Below are 17274 nucleotides of genomic sequence, written 5' to 3'. Positions count from 1 at the left end.
GGTCGGTAACAAAGCGGCTAATGCCTGTCATCGCGCTTAAAAGCGTCGCATCAGTAAAATGCTTAGGCGGCTGAGTCTGCTTCTCTAATAACTCGCCTCGGTCACAAAAGAGAATTTGACCTTTTGTTAATGGTGGAATGGTTGCTAACTCTTCCTCATCTTGCCCATTAGCCTCCACATTGTTGTTAGCTTTACTCTGCTTCAGCAGTTGCTTCCAACCTTTAGCGCTCTCCTGCTTGGCCTTAGTCTTAAATAATCCACCAGCAATAATGATTTCCACCACCGTTTCTTTGTACTGGTAAGCATTATAGAACTGCATCAAGTATTGACGAGCGACCTGCAGGTATATTTGCTTCTCGGCGGGGCTTAGGCTGCTTAAGTTCGCCACTTTTTCAGTGGGAATAATCGCATGGTGAGCATCGACTTTTTTGTCATTCCAAGCTTTTGACTTAAGTTTGGCATTAGGCGCATCAATGCCTTGTGTCAGTTCGGCGGCGCCCTTGTTAACTGTGCTGATGACACTTGGTGCCATAGCATGCTGCTCTTGTGGCAAATATCGGCTATCGGATCGCGGGTAAGTAATCAGTTTGTGCCGCTCATACAGCGACTGACAAGTATCTAAAACTGTTTTTGCACTCATGCCGAAGCGTTTCGCAGCATCAATTTGTAAACTTGATAAATTGTAGGGTAAGGGAGCATTCTGTTTCTTGTCTTGCGCGGTGATCTTATCAACTGTCGCTTGCTGTTCACTAATACGCCCCACTACGTTTTGTGCTAACCCTTTAGCCAATACCCGTCCATCTTCGTCCATGTATGGCTGGCAGGCTTCACTGGGCTGCCATTTGGCGGTGAATGTTTGCCCTGGCTCCGCAGTTAAATGCGCCAATACCTCGAAAAAAGGCTTAGAGACAAAATTAGCTATCTCTTCGTCTCTGCGCACCACAAGACCCAATATAGGCGTTTGCACTCGGCCTACTGACAGCACCCCTTGATAACCGACTTTTCGGCCTTGTATGGTATAAGCACGAGTCATGTTCATGCCATAAAGCCAATCCGCGCGCGAGCGCGCTAATGCGGAAGTTGATAGCGGAATAAATTCTCGGTTAAGTCGCAATTGTCCCAAAGCACGTTTAACCGCTTGAGGGTTTAAATCACTTATGAGCAATCTTTTCGCTTGTGTTAACTTGGCACCTTTAACACCTAAGTGAGCAATGATCTCATCAACCAGTAACTGCCCTTCTCTATCCGGATCGCCCGCGTTGACCAGTTGTGTCGCTTCTTTAACTAAGCCTCTAAGCACTGAGATCTGGCCACGCATCTTATACTTGGGTTTCATCTTCCACACATCAGGCACGATTGGCAGGTGCTCAAACTTCCATGATTTATATTCTGGCGCGTATGCATCGGGCTCAGCTTGCTCTAATAGGTGCCCCACACACCAAGAAACACAATCGCCATTAGCTGCACGTATAAAACCTTCACCCTTTTTGAGTGGTTTGGGCAATACGTCGGCAATGGCTCTACCTAAACTGGGTTTCTCGGCAATATATAAGATCATCGATGCAGATTCTTTATTACTGTATAAATTAACAGTAACTGTAACCTGAGGTGACATACAGCGCAATCAAAAGGCGTTTAACTGCTCAAAGATTGTAAATTTTGTTGAGAACAATTCTCATTTAATGGTTAAATTAGCCATCGTTAAAGGAGGACTTTAGTACCGTTAAAGGAGAACCACTATGCTAACCACAATGACAAACCCTGGCGTCAGGCTCGATAGGTTATTACTGTTCCACTTCTTACTTATCACGGCATGGGTCATTCTAGCCGCGCCGTTGTTGTCACAGAACCGTACAATAGAACCGTTGATCCTTGCCAGTCTTACTATTACCCTCAGTTGCGTTAGCACCTTAATAGGTTTGAAGTTAGGACATGGTTTTACGCGAGTGGCCTATACACTGTTGTTCGCCAGTTGGATGGCTGTATGGGCACAACAGCTATTTAGTCTTTAGACTTTATAGCCACAAAAAAGCCGAGTATTCACTCGGCTTTTTTACACTTTATACTAAATCTACGGATGACAAACGTTATGCATCTCTAGATTAGTACCAATATCTTTGCTGCGATTAGCTTTAGCATCATCATTACGCAGTTGGGTAATGTGGTCTAAATACGCTTGATCAACATCATTAGTCACGTACTTGCCGTCAAATACTGATGTTTCAAAACGCTTAATCGATGGATTTTCTTTACGTACCGCTTCAATAAGATCTGGCAGTGATTGGAAAATCATCCCATCGGCACCAATAAGCTTAGTGATCTCTTCAACGTCACGACCATGAGCAATAAGCTCATTAGTCGTCGGCATATCGATACCGTAAACATTCGGGAAACGAATTTCCGGAGCCGCTGAAGCAAAGTACACTTTCTTAGCGCCAGCATCACGTGCCATTTCGATGATCTGTTCTGAAGTTGTACCACGAACAATCGAGTCATCAACCAACAAGACATTCTTACCTTTAAACTCAGCACCAATGGCATTGAGCTTACGACGTACTGATTTCTTACGCTCTTGTTGACCAGGCATAATAAAGGTACGACCAATATAACGGTTTTTCACGAAACCTTGACGGTATGGCAAGTCCATATGTCGAGCAATTTCAAGGGCGATATCACACGAAGTTTCAGGAATAGGAATAACCACATCGATATCGTGATCTTCCCATTCTCTCTTGATCTTCTCACCTAACATCGTCCCCATGTTTACGCGGCTGCTATAAACAGAGACATTGTCGATCGTCGAGTCTGGGCGAGCAAAATAAACAAATTCGAAAATACACGGCGCGTAGCTTGGCGTATGAGCACATTGGCGAGTGAATAACTCACCTTCTAAGGTGATATAAACCGCTTCACCCGGCGCAACATCGCGCATAAACTCAAAACCAACAGCATCAAGTGCAACACTTTCTGAGGCTACCATGTACTCTGTACCGGTTTCAGTTTCGTGCTTACCGATAACTAACGGACGAATACCAAATGGATCTCTAAATGCCATTAAGCCATGGCCGATGACCATCGCTGCAACCGCATAAGCACCACGAGCAATTTCGTGGACTTTGCTAATAGCTTTGAACACATCATCAGAAGACAGGTGTTGAGTGGTCGTATGCTGCAGTTCATCTGCCAGTAGATTTAACAACACTTCAGAATCTGAAGTCGTGCTAACGTGACGACGCTGCTTATGTAAGCGCTCATGCAAATCAACCGTGTTGGTTAGGTTGCCGTTATGCGCTAATGAGATCCCAAAAGGTGAGTTAACATAAAACGGCTGAGCTTCAGAAGCGCTTGAACTTCCGGCCGTAGGGTAACGCACGTGACCAATACCTGAATTACCTTGCAGGCGTTGCATATGCTTTGCTTCAAAAACGTCTTTAACTAAGCCATTGGCTTTACGTAATCTAAACGCATATCCGTCTACGGTCACAATGCCAGCAGCATCCTGTCCACGATGCTGAAGCACAGTCAATGCATCATAAATGGTTTGATTAACCGATGACTGACCAACTATTCCGACAATACCACACATGGGTAAGCTTCCTCATTGTAAGATGTTCTATTATTTAAATATTTTTGCTTCAGCCAAGTTAATTCTTGGCCGAAGTCCAAATAATGCTTTAGTGCATTTTATATTTTGGGTACAAAGCTTGAGGTGTTTTCCAAGTAGTCAAAGAACCACTGAATAACAACTCCAAATTCGGGCACTAGTGTTGAACTCTGCCACCAATCTGTATTGGGCGCTCCTGTAAAAGCGTCCAAGAAAAATAGTATTGCGCTTACGATTAGTGCGCCTCTAAGCGCACCGAAGCATAAGCCGAGCACTCTATCGGTGCCAGACAATCCGGTTTTAGAAACTAGTTGGCCAATAATGTAGTTAACTAGCGCGCCTAAAATAAGTGTAGAGATAAAGAGAATAGCGACTGCAACGCCGTTACGAACCATTTCATCTTGCATCTGAGTTAGATGAGTGGCGAGCTTGAGGTAAAACTGACTGGCGATAAAGAATGCGGCGAACCACACGACAAGTGACATCGCTTCTTTAACAAAGCCTCGTACCAAACTTATCAGTGTCGACAGTCCAATAACGATGATGATGGCGTAATCAATCCAAACCATTGAAGAGTATATCCGGCATAGGGTTTAAGACGGCGCGATTCTATCAGAGACAAGGTTATTTCACACGCTTTGTAGACGAAATAACGATTTCTCAGAATAGGACAATCACACCTTGTTATTTTTCGACAGGGTTGTATGCCACAATGCGGCCTTTCAACTTAGTCTGTTTCTCAATATCTGGCTGCATAGCAACCAATTTATCTTTAGAGATGTTTGGCCCAACAAACACTTTAGTCAGCTTTCCATCTACAGGTTTTGTCGGTAACGTATAAGCACTAAAGCCTTTGGCACGCAGGCTTTTTACTAACGCTTCAACATTTGCGGCATTTTTAAAACTACCGAGCTGAATAGTCCATGCTTTTGAGTTGGCAACAACCTGCTTTTCGTTAGCCGCTACCACGGTGCTTTGCGCTTTTACCGCAACATCTTTAACCTTTGGCTCAGTGTTAACCACTGCTGCCGCTTTTTCTTCAATGGCAGGCTCTATTTCCCAGCTATCATCACCGACAGTGGTGGTTGACGCTTCAGTGTCTAGCTCTAGCGTTTCAATCGCTTGTTGCGGTAACTGTGCTGATTCGACTTCAGGCCTTAGCGGGATCTCGGCGAACTGTTCCTCTTGACGCTGCTTTTTGCCATCAAGTATATCGGGTAAAAAAATCACACCTAGTGCGACAATAACAATCACACCGACTAGACGATTTTGAAAATGACTAGACAAAACTCTCTCCCTTAAACAATGCTTTAAATCCAGCTACTGTATAAAATGAGCCAAAAACGATGATCACATCGTCGGCATTTGCTTGCTGTTGCACAGCATTCCAAGCAGCCCCGATGTTAGCAAAACAACTCGCACCACTTTGTGGTGGCAATAATGCCTTTAATGACTCAGCATTCGCCCCTCGTGGTACGTCTAAATCAGTAAGATACCAATGTGTTACATCGATTGACAGCTCTGCTAGCACTGCAGCTGCATCTTTATCTTTTAACATGCCACAAATCGCAAATAGACGTGCTTTGTTAAGCTTACTTAAGCGCGATTTCAAATAACGAGCAGCATGAGGGTTATGAGCAACATCGACCATTACGCAAGGCTTATCACAAAGCTGTTCTAAACGGCCTGCAAGCTGTGTACTCCCCACCACGTTAGCAAGCAAATTCGCGTCGATATTTGGACATAAATGTTCAAGCACCGCGATAGCCGTTGCAGCATTGGGCTGAGGTAGTTTGGGGAAAGGCAATGTGTCTAAATCGAAAGACTGCCCGCGATAACTCCAGCTTGTATCGCCGCAGATATAGTTAAACTCTTGCCCGACTCGATATAAATTGGCGCCAATACTGTGTGCATAATCAATAAGTGGCTGCGGGCAATCAGGTTCGCCAACAATGGCTGGGCGCCCCGCTCTAAAAATTCCTGCTTTTTCAGCTGCCACTAACTCACGGGTATCACCTAAATACTCTTGATGATCCAGATCGATTGAGGTGACCACACTGATATCAGCGTCAATAATATTGGTGGCATCAAGACGGCCACCGAGACCGACTTCAAGCAATATAACGTCGAGTTGTTCACGTTTGAATAGCACTAAGCCAGCCAGTGTTGCATACTCAAAAAAGCTTAACGATATCTCAGCTCTAGCAGCTTCAATCTCCTCAAATGCACTGACTAACGCAGCATCAGTTGCATCTACACCATTAATTCGCACCCGTTCATTATAGTTAAGCAGATGAGGCGAACTATAAACGCCCACCGTTTTCCCCTTAAGTTTAAGGGCAGCCTCTATCATGGCGCAGGTCGTTCCCTTACCATTTGTGCCAGCAACGGTGACCACTTTGGTATCACCCAGCACTGTTAGCGATAAGCGTTTGGCGACTTCTGAGACTCGCGTCAGCCCCATATCGATTTCAGTTGGATGAATCGCCAACAAATAGTCGAGCCAAATAGTCAACGGCGAGTTTGCTGTCGGTGCAATATGTTTCATCGATTCCATCACTGGATTAATCCAACATAAACAGTGGGCCTAAAGCGAGCTTAGGCAATTGAAAATGCTCAGGGTAAGTAACATCAACTAAGTACAAACCATTTGGCTGCGCCGTAGCCGCTGCTTTTGATCTATCTTTAAGCGCTAATAATGTATTAACCCATTCCTTTGGCTGATTGCCTTTGCCGATTTCAAGCAAAGTGCCAACGATGTTGCGCACCATATGATGTAGAAAAGCGTTGGCTTTTATATCAACGCAAATATACATCCCCTGACGTGTGACATTGACTTCATGTATTTCACGAAAAGGAGTTTTTGACTGGCATTGCAATGCTCTAAAGCTGGTAAAGTCGTGTTCGCCAACAAATAGCTGTGCAGCTTGATGCATTTTATTTTCATCAATATCACCACGATAATGGCTCACACCACTGCGCAAAATGCCTGGGCGTAATTGATGGTTATAGATCATATAGCGGTAGCGTCTGGCGGTCGCAGAAAAACGCGCATGAAACTCTTCATCGACCACTTTAACCCAACGCACGGCAATATCATCGGGTAAGTTAACATTAACCCCGAGTGTCCAAGCTGTCTCTTTACGAATCGCATTGGTATCGAAGTGAACCACCTGCCCAGTGCCATGCACACCGGTATCAGTTCGGCCAGCGCATTGCACTGTAATAGGCTCATTGGCAACTTTAGAGAGGGCTTTTTCTAGCTGCCCTTGCACAGAGTCGACATCGAGCTGGCGCTGCCAACCGTAATACCGACTTCCATCGTACTCTATACCTAACGCAACCCGCATCACACACCTCTTAACTCTGCACAAATATGTTCGCCACAACCCCGTTTGCTTAAAACGCAGCTATCGACAATCAATAATATTTAATAGCCGGCGATTCTAGCATATTCGTACCGAACGATAAGCATAAAAAAGGCGCCTTGGGCGCCGTTTTTAACTGAATATTTTACACTAACTCTTTTATCAAACCTGACGCTTCTGTTTGCTGTCGTTCATTACCATCAAGTTCCACCTCTTTGAGTAAAGCACGAGCGCTATCATTATCATCAATTTCAATATACGCACGGGCTAAATCAAGTTTGGCATTGATTGAATTTTCAGCATCATCCACATCAACCATAGATGTATTACCCATCAAAGAGTCGAGTTCGCCCATATCAACATCTAACTCTTGATAAAGATCTGTCTCTACTGTCTCTTCATCGGCTTCATTCAATAATCTATCGATATCGATAAAACCGTTATCTTTTTGGAAAGTGGTTAAATCGTGCTCTGGAATATCGTTAGATTGGTCACTGTTTTCATTAGCATCAAGCGCGGCTAATGCTTGATCGACTGTTAATTTACTATCATCTTCAATAATAAATGCGTCGAGTTCCACATCAGCTTCATCACTTGCTCCTCCACTCGCGGCAAGCTCACTGAGCAGTTCATCATCGCTGAGTGTTGCAGAGTCCACTTCAGAGGTGACAGAATCCCAATCTAGCACTGTGGGCTCTGGCTTTTTTATCCCTTTTAAATCATCGAAGAAGCCACTGTCTTTGTCTGCTTTAATACTTGGCTCTATTGGCTCGGCGCTAAACTCAAGCATATTGTCATCAGCCGGTTTAGAATCAACATCAACACTTTCAGCGACAGGATCTAACTCAATACTGTCATCTTGATTCATTTCGTCTGAGCGGGTTTCGTTATCGCTGAGGTCGAAATCTAAGCTAAAGTCATTATCAGCAACTTCCTGTGTTTCACTGCTAGCACTTTCACTATCGTTAAGCTCGCTTAGCACATCATCTGCAGGGGTATCGGTTAAGTTGAATTCCGCGAGTAAACTATCTAATTCCCCCTCTTCCACAGCATCTTTGGGTAACTCAGTTTCTAGCTCTGCTGCAATATCATCAATAAGTGCAATCGACTCTTGTGGGAATTTTGCAGCATTTTCATCAACAGGTGCCTCAAGATCAGCAAGCAAGGTGTCTAACTCTTGATCTAGCTCTGCTTCATCGCTGCTAATATCTTCAACGTTGAGATCTAACTCGGCAGCGATCTCTAGCGGCAACTCTAGTTCGGCAGCGACCTCATCTGAAAGCGCATCAATATCACTATCATCTGCTTGTAATTCCGTGTCATCAGCCTGGATATCAAACTCAGCGAGTAATGAGTCAAGCTCATCGCTATCAGTAACGGCGTCTTCGGAGACTGAATTCTTTGCATCTATAAGTGCATTTAAGTCATCTTGCTCTGACGCTTTAGCGGTTTCAGCTGCTTCAGGTGTTTCATCAAAACCTGATAGCAGTGCATCTAGGTCATCTTGCTCTGACGCTTTAGCGGTTTCAGCTGCTTCAGGTGTTTCATCAAAACCCGATAACAGCGCATCTAAGTCATCTTGCTCTGACGCTTTAGCGATTTCAGGTGCTTCATCAAAACCTGATAGCAGTGCATCTAAGTCATCTTCCTCTGGCGCTTTAGCGGTTTCAGGTGCTTCATCAAAACCTGATAGCAGTGCATCTAAGTCATCTTCTTCTGGCGCTTTAGCTGTTTCAGGTGTTTCGTCAAAACCTGATAACAGCGCATCTAAGTCATCTTCTTCTGGCTCTTTAGCTGTTTCAGGTGTTTCGTCAAAACCTGATAATAGTGCGTCTAGGTCATCTTCGTCAGTGGCTTTTGTTGTTTCTGGCTCCTCATCGAAACCCGTTAACAGCGCGTCCAGATCATCATCTTCAGCTTTACCTGAGTCATCAATGGATTCTGTTTCCCCATCTTGCTCACCCATCGCTTCAGCCCACAAGTCATCTAATGACTGGCCTTCATCCGCTGCTTCTTCGACCACAAGGTCGACATCTTCCGACTCTGGAGCATTAATAACATTGATGCCAGCAGCGCTGTCATCTTGGTCGGTATCTAAATGTACCGCGAGGCTAATATCATCTTCATCTACATTTTCTGTAGCAATTGCCTTGTCATCATCAACGGCATCAACCTGAGCGTTATTTGCTTGCTTATCATCGATTGATTCAGCTGCCGCTTCATTTTCATTACGTCTGCGGATGAACAGCCAGAATAAAGCAAGAGCAAGTAATGCAGGAACAACTGCACCAAGAACAAGTAGCAGTGGATTGTCCATTAAGGAGCGCCAAATTGTCGAAGTTGGCTCCTCTTTGGGTTGGCTTAATTGCTCAATCACTTTCTGTTTAGCTGCAACATCATTTTTTAGTGCTTCATTTTCGTTCGTACGATCTTGCAACGCTTGTTTTAACAGTGCATTCTCTGCTTGTAATTCTGCTATCTCTTCTTGAAAAGATTCAGTATCAGTTGAACCTATGGTTATTTCATCACTCGCACGGGCTAACTCATCAGTAAGTGACAAATTCAACGCTTCTGCTTGTTCAAGCTTTTCTGTAAGTAATTTTATTTCAGCAGATGACGCTTTTGAGAGCCGCTCGGGTTGAATTACAACTTTAGGTTTGTCAACTGGTTGAATAACTTTTGCGGGCACGACTGTTTGGTTTGGATTATTCCAGCCGCGATCGTTATTTTCAGCGCGTTTTTTAGCACTGCTTTTGGAGACCTGTTGCATGATGTCTTTTGACGGCACTAGCAAAATCATTCCGCGCTCTAAGCTATTATAATTCTTGCCGCTGAAGGCATGGGGGTTGGCATCATACAAAGCTGACATCACTTGATAAACAGTGACGCTATTATCAGGTTTAACCGCTTGGGCGATACTCCAGAAGGTATCGGATGATGTGGTTGGCCCATATTGTCGCTTAACTGCTTTAGTTTGACCTTCAGGACCTGTAATTTTTAATGGTTCTGCCGTCGCAAGGTTAATCGAAGGAGCAACAGCAAAAACAGTTAAAGCAGCGGCAAAGATGCCAGCAAAATGCGAAGTGCGAAAGTTCATCAATCCTTCCCTTTGAAGCGTAGAAGTCACTCTTTGGCGACTAGCTTTAGGCAATTGTATTTATTGAGATTACTATAAACTAGATTAAGTTGCCCTGCTACTGTTCACAACTCTAAAACATAAAAAGCCCGCATAGTGCGGGCTTTTTAAGCAATTAATCGAGTACTAAATCAGTTTAGTAATAATCTCGGATCAACACTTCAGCTATCTGTACGCTATTTAATGCGGCGCCTTTACGGATGTTATCCGAAACTACCCAAAGGTTTATACCGTTGTCATGGGAGATATCTTTACGAACACGTCCGACGTAAACAGGATCAGTTCCCGCACCATCATCAACTGCAGTAGGATATTCTTCATCAGACTCAAACAATTCAACACCGGGTGCACCGCGCAACACAGCTTTAACATCTTCAGCATCGACAGGCTGCAAAGTTTCAAGATGAATCGCTTCTGAATGGCCATAGAATACTGGCACACGCACTGCGGTAGGGTTGACGACGATAGATTCATCACCAAAGATTTTTTGCGTTTCCCACACCATCTTCATCTCTTCTTTGGTGTAGCCATTGTCCATAAACTTATCAATTTGCGGTAACACGTTAAACGCAATCTGCTTTGAGTAAGTTTTTGGTTCAACGGGTAAACCTTGAAGCAACTTAGAGCACTGCGTAGCTAACTCTTCAACTGACTGTTTACCAGAACCTGATACTGACTGATAAGTCGCAACGTTAATACGCGAGATCCCATAAGCATCATGAATCGGCTTCAACGCGACTAACATTTGAATCGTTGAACAGTTAGGGTTGGCAATGATATTGCGATTTCTAAAATCAGCAATCGCTTCTGGGTTCACTTCTGGTACTACGAGAGGCACATCAATGTCATATCTGAAATGCGAGGTGTTATCGATGACAACACAACCGTTTTCTGCTGCAATTGGCGCCCACTTTTCAGAGACATCGCCACCGGCAGAAAAGAAACCAATTTGAGCTTGTGACCAGTCAAAGGTATCTACGTCTAAAATCTCGACCTGTTTACCATGGAAGCTGACCGTATTACCGGCGCTACGACTGCTGGCTAAAGGATACAAATTTGCAATCGGAAAATTGCGCTCTTCGAGGATCTCTATCATTGTTTGACCCACTGCGCCCGATGCACCTAATACGACAACATTATATTCCTGTGACATAATTACAGCTCGACTCCTGAAAACCCTAAATTGGACACCCAATTTACATTAGTTTGGCCTAGGTTGCCTACCTTTAATGCACTAAATTCACGCCTATGCTTGTGATTTTTTCTCATATGATCAAACCCATGGTTATTAAGAAAGTTATTTCTGAATAACTCATCATCATCGCGCAGATCATAAACAAACCTTGCCAGCTGTAATAACGCTCTTTCATCGGCTATTTCGGTAACTGACACCTGTTCGCTCCAAAGTGGCGGTAATAGCATTTCCATCTGTTTATCGTCTTTTATTTGTAGCACCTTAGCTAGTTGTTGATACAACATAAAAGTGCCACGCGCCTTGCCTTCTAACGAGTACCCAGCAATGTGTGGCGTACAAAATTCAATATAAGGCACTAGTTCAGGCATAGGGTTAGGTTCACCTTCCCATACATCGAGTACCACTTTGACGTCATCTCGTTGCTGCTTAAAGGTAATCAAAGCTCGGTTATCGATGACTTCACCACGGCAGCAGTTCAGTAGCCAAGTATTTTCACGTAAGCTGTTTAAGCGTGCTTCATCGAATAGATACCAGGTTTTATGCGCACCTTTTTTCGTAATAGGGACATGTAGACTAACCACATCACTCTTTTCTATGAGGGTGCCTAAAGAAACAAAGCTTCTTGGATCCCCTTTTTCTTGTAACACTGGATCGCAAAGTAACACTTCAATGCCATAAGCCTTTAGGCATTTTGCGACGGCGGTACCGGTATTGCCGGCACCCACAATGCCGACCACTTTACCCTTTAATGGACTTTTAAAACGCTGTGCGAGTTCAAGCATGGCGATAAAAGCAAACTCACCTACTGCTGTGGCATTACAGCCTGGTGCGTTGGAGAACGGAATATTTCGACTGGCTAAGTAATCGAGGTCAATATGATCAGTGCCTATAGTTGCACTGCCGACAAACTTAAGTTTGTCATTATCTTGCAGTAAATCTTGGTTCACTTTTGTCACTGAACGGACTAACAGTACATCAGCGTCTTTAACTTGCTCCGCGGTTAGTTCTCTGCCATTTACCGTTTTGATGGTGCCTAAGTCACCAAACAACTGTTGCACGTAGGGCATGTTTTCGTCAGCGAGGATCTTCATTATGGTTTCCAAAAAAGTGAGCACGACACGTAGGACAGGCATTCTAGCAAGATGGTGATGGCTTGAGAATCAAGCAGCAGTATTTTTCAAGCTTGAACCTTAAAATAGCTGAGTACCTAAATCTAAGCACAAAGCTGTTAACGATTGTTAACTAACAGCAATGGGTGAACAGTGCTACTTTACTTTTAACAGGCAATATGACCACCAAAGGAGCGCTAATGTTAACTCGCAATAAACTGGCTAAACGATGAATAGACTCGGTTCAATAATAGCAGCGGTCTTTTTCTCATTCATTCTATGGATTATCTATCAGGCAAACACGGGAGGCCAACAGCTACTTTTTGAGATGGTTGGCAATATTCCATTTGGTGACAAGCTGGGTCATTTAGTGCTGTTTGGCGCGCTGACATTACTAGTAGTGGTTGCGAGTCAATATAGGTGTATCTCAATTGGGCGTGTCAATTGCTACTATGGCGCGCTGGCGGTCACGCTATTTGTGATTATAGAAGAGTTAAGCCAAGCCTTTATCCCTGCGCGAACTTTTGATGTCGGCGATCTATTGGCGGATACGCTAGGCATTGTGTTGGCGACCAAGACAGCACAGATTTTGAACCGTCGATTAGTATAAACGGATTAAATGAAGGCAAACACCTGCAGAGCAGATCATAAAATTCAGCCACAAAAAAGGAAGCCGAGGCTTCCTTTTTAGATAACAAACTTTAATTTACTTGTACTTGCGCATCACCAAAGTTGCGTTTGTACCACCGAAACCAAAGCTGTTGCTCATTACAGTCGTAAGCTCTTGCTCTTTCATTTCGGTCACAATCGGCATGCCTGCCGCTTTTTCATCTACGGTATCGATATTGATGCTTGGCGCAATAAAGCTGTTTTCCATCATAATCAAACTATAGATGGCTTCATGAGCACCTGCAGCACCTAATGCATGACCAGTTAACGATTTAGTTGATGCGATTGCTGGTAGGTCATCACCGAAGGTTTCACGTAAAGCTTCTAGCTCACGCATATCACCAACAGGCGTTGAAGTACCATGGGTGTTGATGTAATCAATTGGAGTATCTACATCAGCTAAAGCCATCTGCATACAACGTACAGCGCCTTCCCCTGACGGAGCAACCATGTCGTAGCCATCTGATGATGCGCCGTAACCAATGACTTCAGCGTAAATTTTAGCGCCACGAGCAAGTGCATGCTCAAGCTCTTCAACGACAACGATTCCGCCACCGCCTGAAATGACAAAACCGTCACGGTCAGCATCATAAGTACGTGATGCTTTTTCAGGTGTGTCATTGTATTTAGTAGACAATGCGCCCATGGCATCGAAGCCCATAGTCAAGGTCCAATCGACCTCTTCAGAGCCACCAGCAAACACCATGTCTTGCTTACCCATTTGGATAAGTTCAGCCGCATGGCCAATACAGTGTGCACTTGTAGCACAAGCTGAACTAATTGAGTAGTTCATGCCTTTAATTTTAAATGGTGTAGCGAGACAAGCACTGGCTGTACTCGACATAATGCGTGGCACGATATATGGCCCAACGCGCTTTACACCTTTTTCTCGCAACGTATCAGCTGCTTGTACTTGGTTAGCAGAAGATGCTCCACCAGTACCCGCAATAATACCGACCCGTGGATCTGAATATTGTTCTTCGGTTAGTCCTGCATCTTCAATCGCTTCAGCCATTGCTATGTAAGCGTATGCTGCAGCATTACCCATAAAGCGTAATGCTTTACGATCAATGTGCTCTTTAGGATCTAACTTGATATCGCCCCAAACATGGCTGCGCAGCTTCATTTCTTCAAACTGATCTGAGTGGGTAATACCACTACGACCCGCTTTCAATGATTCAGTGACTTCTTGCTTGTTGTTACCGATACTTGAGACAACGCCCAAGCCGGTGATCACGACTCTTTTCATTATTAACTATCCATTCTATACAGGTAGTACCCATTTTGCTGCGCTAATGGTATCGCTTTTAATCCATTTAAGTGGTCAGCTTTCCATAAAGAACACAAAAATAGTGCCTAAATTGAGACATAGCGTAAAAACCTCACCTAAATTGCAGCATAAAAATGTACAATTTAGCTCAAGTTATAAATATCCTACCCTGTTTTTGTGAGGGTTTAATTTAACATTAAAGACGTAACCATGACAGTCAGTAACGATATTAGGTCATTCTTAGCGACTAACAACAGCGAACATATCTCCATTGCGATGCTCGGATTAGACTCTGTAAACCAAGTTTTGGAGCTGATAGAACTGCATTCAACTATAGACGGCTCGCTAACATTAAAGATTTTCTGTGCTATTGATAATCATATTGAAGCAGTATTTAAGGCTTTATTACAGACTCATCCAGCAATTCATCTCGTCGCGATAGAAGGCTGTCAACGAGTGAAGCTTAACCATGGCAGACTCATTATTGATTTCCACCTAGGTGATTATGAGCAGCAATTACGTCAACAGCCACTCAGCAACAGTTTAATATCTTATTGGTTGTGCACCTCTAGATTTGCAGCACAATCGATTGAGCAAGCACTATTCTGGCAAATGGCCAAGCATAGCCAAGATAATTGTCACTGCCTAATATCAGATGAATTGCCGACTGATAGTCAACAAACACTGTTAGCGCTGTGCGACTTGGTTGGATTTAACGTCGAAAAATCAATGCTCAGTTCTGCATCTAGTATTGCCGATAATGTCCTTTTAATGGAGCGGCAGGCTTTACGAGCTCAGCAGTCAAGTCAACAAGCTCCCTACCCAATTCAAACTGCAGAAAGTACAACTGAGATTGCCGTGATAGGGGGGGGAATTGCGAGTGCCAGTTTAGTTTTATCGTTGGCAGAGCGACATAAAAAAATCAGTGTATTTTGTGAAGATAGCGAGCTGGCTCAAGCGGCATCGGGTAACAAACAGGGCGCTATCTACCCATTGCTCACACCGGATAATAATACTTTAAGTCAGTATTTCCAGCAGGCCTATCTCTTTAGTCTGCACCGCCTAAACGCACTTGCTGTTAACAACTACCCGATAGACTTTGATCTCTGCGGTGTACTGCATACAGGCCATGATGATCGCAGCCGTAAACGAGTCCAGAAGATAATTAACGGTCATCCGTGGAACGCTGATATCGCCCATGCCGTTAACGAAAAGCAATCAAGTGAAATTGCTGGTGTAGAGATCAATGAAGCTGGGATTTTTTACCCTTTAGGTGGCTGGGTCGCACCGCAAGATCTCACCAAAGCATCATTTAAACGGGCGCAGCAGTTATCTGATGTTAACGTACAATTAAACACTCAGGTTACTGCACTTGAAAAGTCTGATGCGGGCTGGTTCTTAATCAATAATCAACAACGCCTAGGCCCCTATAAAACAGTGGTGGTCGCCAATGGCAAGTCTCTTACACGCTTCGAGCAGACAAAACATCTGCAAATCACTGGATTTAGAGGTCAAGTTAGCCATGCACCAACAAGAGCTAAGCTATCTAACCTCAGCACGGTATTATGTGCCCATGGTTACATGACCCCGAAGAATAACGCCCTGCACTGTTTAGGCGCGAGTTATGTTAAAGATGCAGACAACTTGGCTTATAGCCCACAAGAGCAAGTCGATAACCTACACAAGATCCAACATAGCTACTTAGATAAAGATTGGAACCGCGACATAGATATAACCAAACACAGTGCCCGAGTTGGTGTGCGCATGGTAACTCGCGATCATGCTCCTATGATGGGACCTGCTCCTGACCTAGATGCAATCATGTCGCTTTACAATAATCACCAACTCACTCCTGCAAGTAGAAAGTTTTGGCAAAACACGCCTGCGCCCGTGCACAAAGGCTTATACATCTTAGGTGGACTAGGTTCTCGTGGCTTAAGCTCTGGTTTGCTCGCCGCAGAAGCGTTAGCAGCTCAACTGTGTGGTGAAACCATGCCGCTTAGTACTGACTTTGTTGCACTTTTAAACCCGAACAGAATGTGGATGCGAAAACTGCTTAAGGGTAAGGCGTTAGAGTAATATGTATCCAACTAAAAAAACAGACGCCTAACAAGGCGTCTGATTGTTTAAACTACTCGGCTCCCGCCATCATTAGGGCATTCTTAAAGTCATTAACCCAACGACGATAAACTGTTTTAACGTCACCCCAATTGAAAACCTGAGTATTTTGCTGCCACTGGTCAAATCCTTCTCCACGATCGGCGGCTTTGGCTAACACTTCTCCACTCTGTCCATCCTTTACAACAGCAAGTAACATCATTGAACCTGAGTTCTGTGTGTATGTTTTTCCCATTGAGTTAAAACTGCGTCGAGAGCTCTCTATCGGTGCGCTTAGTCGAATATCAGTGACTGCGACTTCAATAACTAACGTGTCAGGCCCAGCTTTGTCGACAAGTTTGAAAGGTTGATCTTCATTAAACACACTGGCGACAATAACAGCAAACTCAGTCGACATCTTGTTGAGCGCTTTTTCTGGGAGATCATAAGTGGCATTCAGTCCATCAGCCCTGCGATCAATTCGTGGTGGTTTATAATCTGCTGGATGGTCATTGGTGACTGTAGCCGCTTTAAAATAAAGCTTTGTATACTTGCCCCAGTCTACGTTAGGTCTCGCAAAGGAAAGATCCAACACTGAGTTGTCGATTTTAACTAAACCGTCTTTGGTTACTTGAGCATCCGGTCCCGTCTCTAATGTAGGCGTTTTTGTTGCACAGCCCACCATAGATACGATAAATAGTAACAAACACCCCTTTAAAAATAGCTTCATTTAATCAGTCCTTTAGTAAAAATGATTCCAACTAAATATGGTTGCTATTTCCAACTAGGTCAATGTTGCAATGAAAACAAGTAATACCAATTGCAT

The 17274-nt window shown here is 44.0% G+C and carries 14 protein-coding genes; 3 read left to right on the top strand and 11 right to left on the bottom strand.

All coding sequences use genetic code 11. The annotated features are described in order from the left end of the window. Window positions 1–1558 (bottom strand): DNA topoisomerase III (locus tag AB4238_RS04265; protein WP_372031627.1); only part of this gene is annotated, 1558 nt, incomplete at its 3' end. Between the two features lie 181 nt (window positions 1559–1739). On the opposite strand from AB4238_RS04265, the gene AB4238_RS04260 reads away from it, so the two are divergent. Then, the gene (locus AB4238_RS04260) at window positions 1740–2012 is read left to right on the top strand and encodes a hypothetical protein (protein ID WP_372031624.1); all 273 of its coding nucleotides are present in this window, start codon (window positions 1740–1742) and stop codon (window positions 2010–2012) included. Window positions 2013–2071: 59 nt separating this feature from the next. Here AB4238_RS04260 and purF read toward each other — a convergent pair whose 3' ends face one another. From purF to AB4238_RS04220, 8 genes are all read right to left on the bottom strand, one after another. After that, window positions 2072–3586, bottom strand: a complete 1515-nt coding sequence (purF, locus tag AB4238_RS04255) for an amidophosphoribosyltransferase (protein WP_372031621.1) — start codon at window positions 3584–3586, stop codon at window positions 2072–2074. Window positions 3587–3684: 98 nt separating this feature from the next. Then, window positions 3685–4173, bottom strand: a complete 489-nt coding sequence (locus AB4238_RS04250) for a CvpA family protein (protein ID WP_020913176.1) — start codon at window positions 4171–4173, stop codon at window positions 3685–3687. A gap of 115 nt (window positions 4174–4288) precedes the next feature. After that, the gene (locus tag AB4238_RS04245; protein ID WP_372031620.1) at window positions 4289–4891 is read right to left on the bottom strand and encodes an SPOR domain-containing protein; all 603 of its coding nucleotides are present in this window, start codon (window positions 4889–4891) and stop codon (window positions 4289–4291) included. After that, entirely contained in the window at window positions 4884–6152 is a 1269-nt protein-coding gene (folC, locus tag AB4238_RS04240) for a bifunctional tetrahydrofolate synthase/dihydrofolate synthase (protein ID WP_372031617.1), read from the bottom strand. Before folC ends, AB4238_RS04245 begins: the two co-directional genes overlap by 8 nt. A 16-nt stretch (window positions 6153–6168) precedes the next feature. Continuing rightward, the gene (truA, locus tag AB4238_RS04235) at window positions 6169–6954 is read right to left on the bottom strand and encodes a tRNA pseudouridine(38-40) synthase TruA (protein ID WP_372031614.1); all 786 of its coding nucleotides are present in this window, start codon (window positions 6952–6954) and stop codon (window positions 6169–6171) included. Window positions 6955–7117: 163 nt separating this feature from the next. Beyond that, window positions 7118–10069 (bottom strand): FimV/HubP family polar landmark protein, encoded by a 2952-nt coding sequence (locus AB4238_RS04230; RefSeq protein WP_372031612.1) that lies wholly within the window; start codon window positions 10067–10069, stop codon window positions 7118–7120. Window positions 10070–10244: 175 nt separating this feature from the next. After that, the gene (locus tag AB4238_RS04225; protein WP_371995519.1) at window positions 10245–11261 is read right to left on the bottom strand and encodes an aspartate-semialdehyde dehydrogenase; all 1017 of its coding nucleotides are present in this window, start codon (window positions 11259–11261) and stop codon (window positions 10245–10247) included. 2 nt (window positions 11262–11263) lie between these two features. Further along, on the bottom strand, window positions 11264–12394 hold the full coding sequence (locus tag AB4238_RS04220; protein ID WP_372031609.1) for a 4-phosphoerythronate dehydrogenase: 1131 nt from the start codon (window positions 12392–12394) through the stop codon (window positions 11264–11266). Window positions 12395–12641: 247 nt separating this feature from the next. Between AB4238_RS04220 and AB4238_RS04215 the strand changes: the two genes are divergently transcribed. Continuing rightward, entirely contained in the window at window positions 12642–13022 is a 381-nt protein-coding gene (locus AB4238_RS04215) for a VanZ family protein (protein ID WP_372031606.1), read from the top strand. 96 nt (window positions 13023–13118) lie between these two features. Here the strand turns inward: AB4238_RS04215 and fabB are convergent, their stop codons facing one another. Further along, window positions 13119–14330, bottom strand: a complete 1212-nt coding sequence (fabB, locus tag AB4238_RS04210; RefSeq protein ID WP_372031603.1) for a beta-ketoacyl-ACP synthase I — start codon at window positions 14328–14330, stop codon at window positions 13119–13121. A gap of 231 nt (window positions 14331–14561) precedes the next feature. On the opposite strand from fabB, the gene mnmC reads away from it, so the two are divergent. After that, complete coding sequence (mnmC, locus tag AB4238_RS04205) at window positions 14562–16430, top strand: FAD-dependent 5-carboxymethylaminomethyl-2-thiouridine(34) oxidoreductase MnmC (RefSeq protein ID WP_372031600.1); 1869 nt, start codon at window positions 14562–14564, stop codon at window positions 16428–16430. A gap of 52 nt (window positions 16431–16482) precedes the next feature. Here the strand turns inward: mnmC and AB4238_RS04200 are convergent, their stop codons facing one another. Next, window positions 16483–17178 carry a DUF3313 family protein gene (locus AB4238_RS04200; protein WP_372031597.1) on the bottom strand — a complete coding sequence of 232 codons (696 nt, stop codon included), beginning with the start codon at window positions 17176–17178 and terminating at the stop codon, window positions 16483–16485. Between the last annotated feature and the right edge of the window lie 96 nt (window positions 17179–17274).

Source organism: Shewanella sp. 10N.286.45.A1 (genome assembly GCF_041470405.1).
Taxonomy (GTDB): domain Bacteria; phylum Pseudomonadota; class Gammaproteobacteria; order Enterobacterales; family Shewanellaceae; genus Shewanella.
Note: the sequence above shows the minus strand (reverse complement) of the source record. Positions and strands in the feature narration are given on the sequence as shown.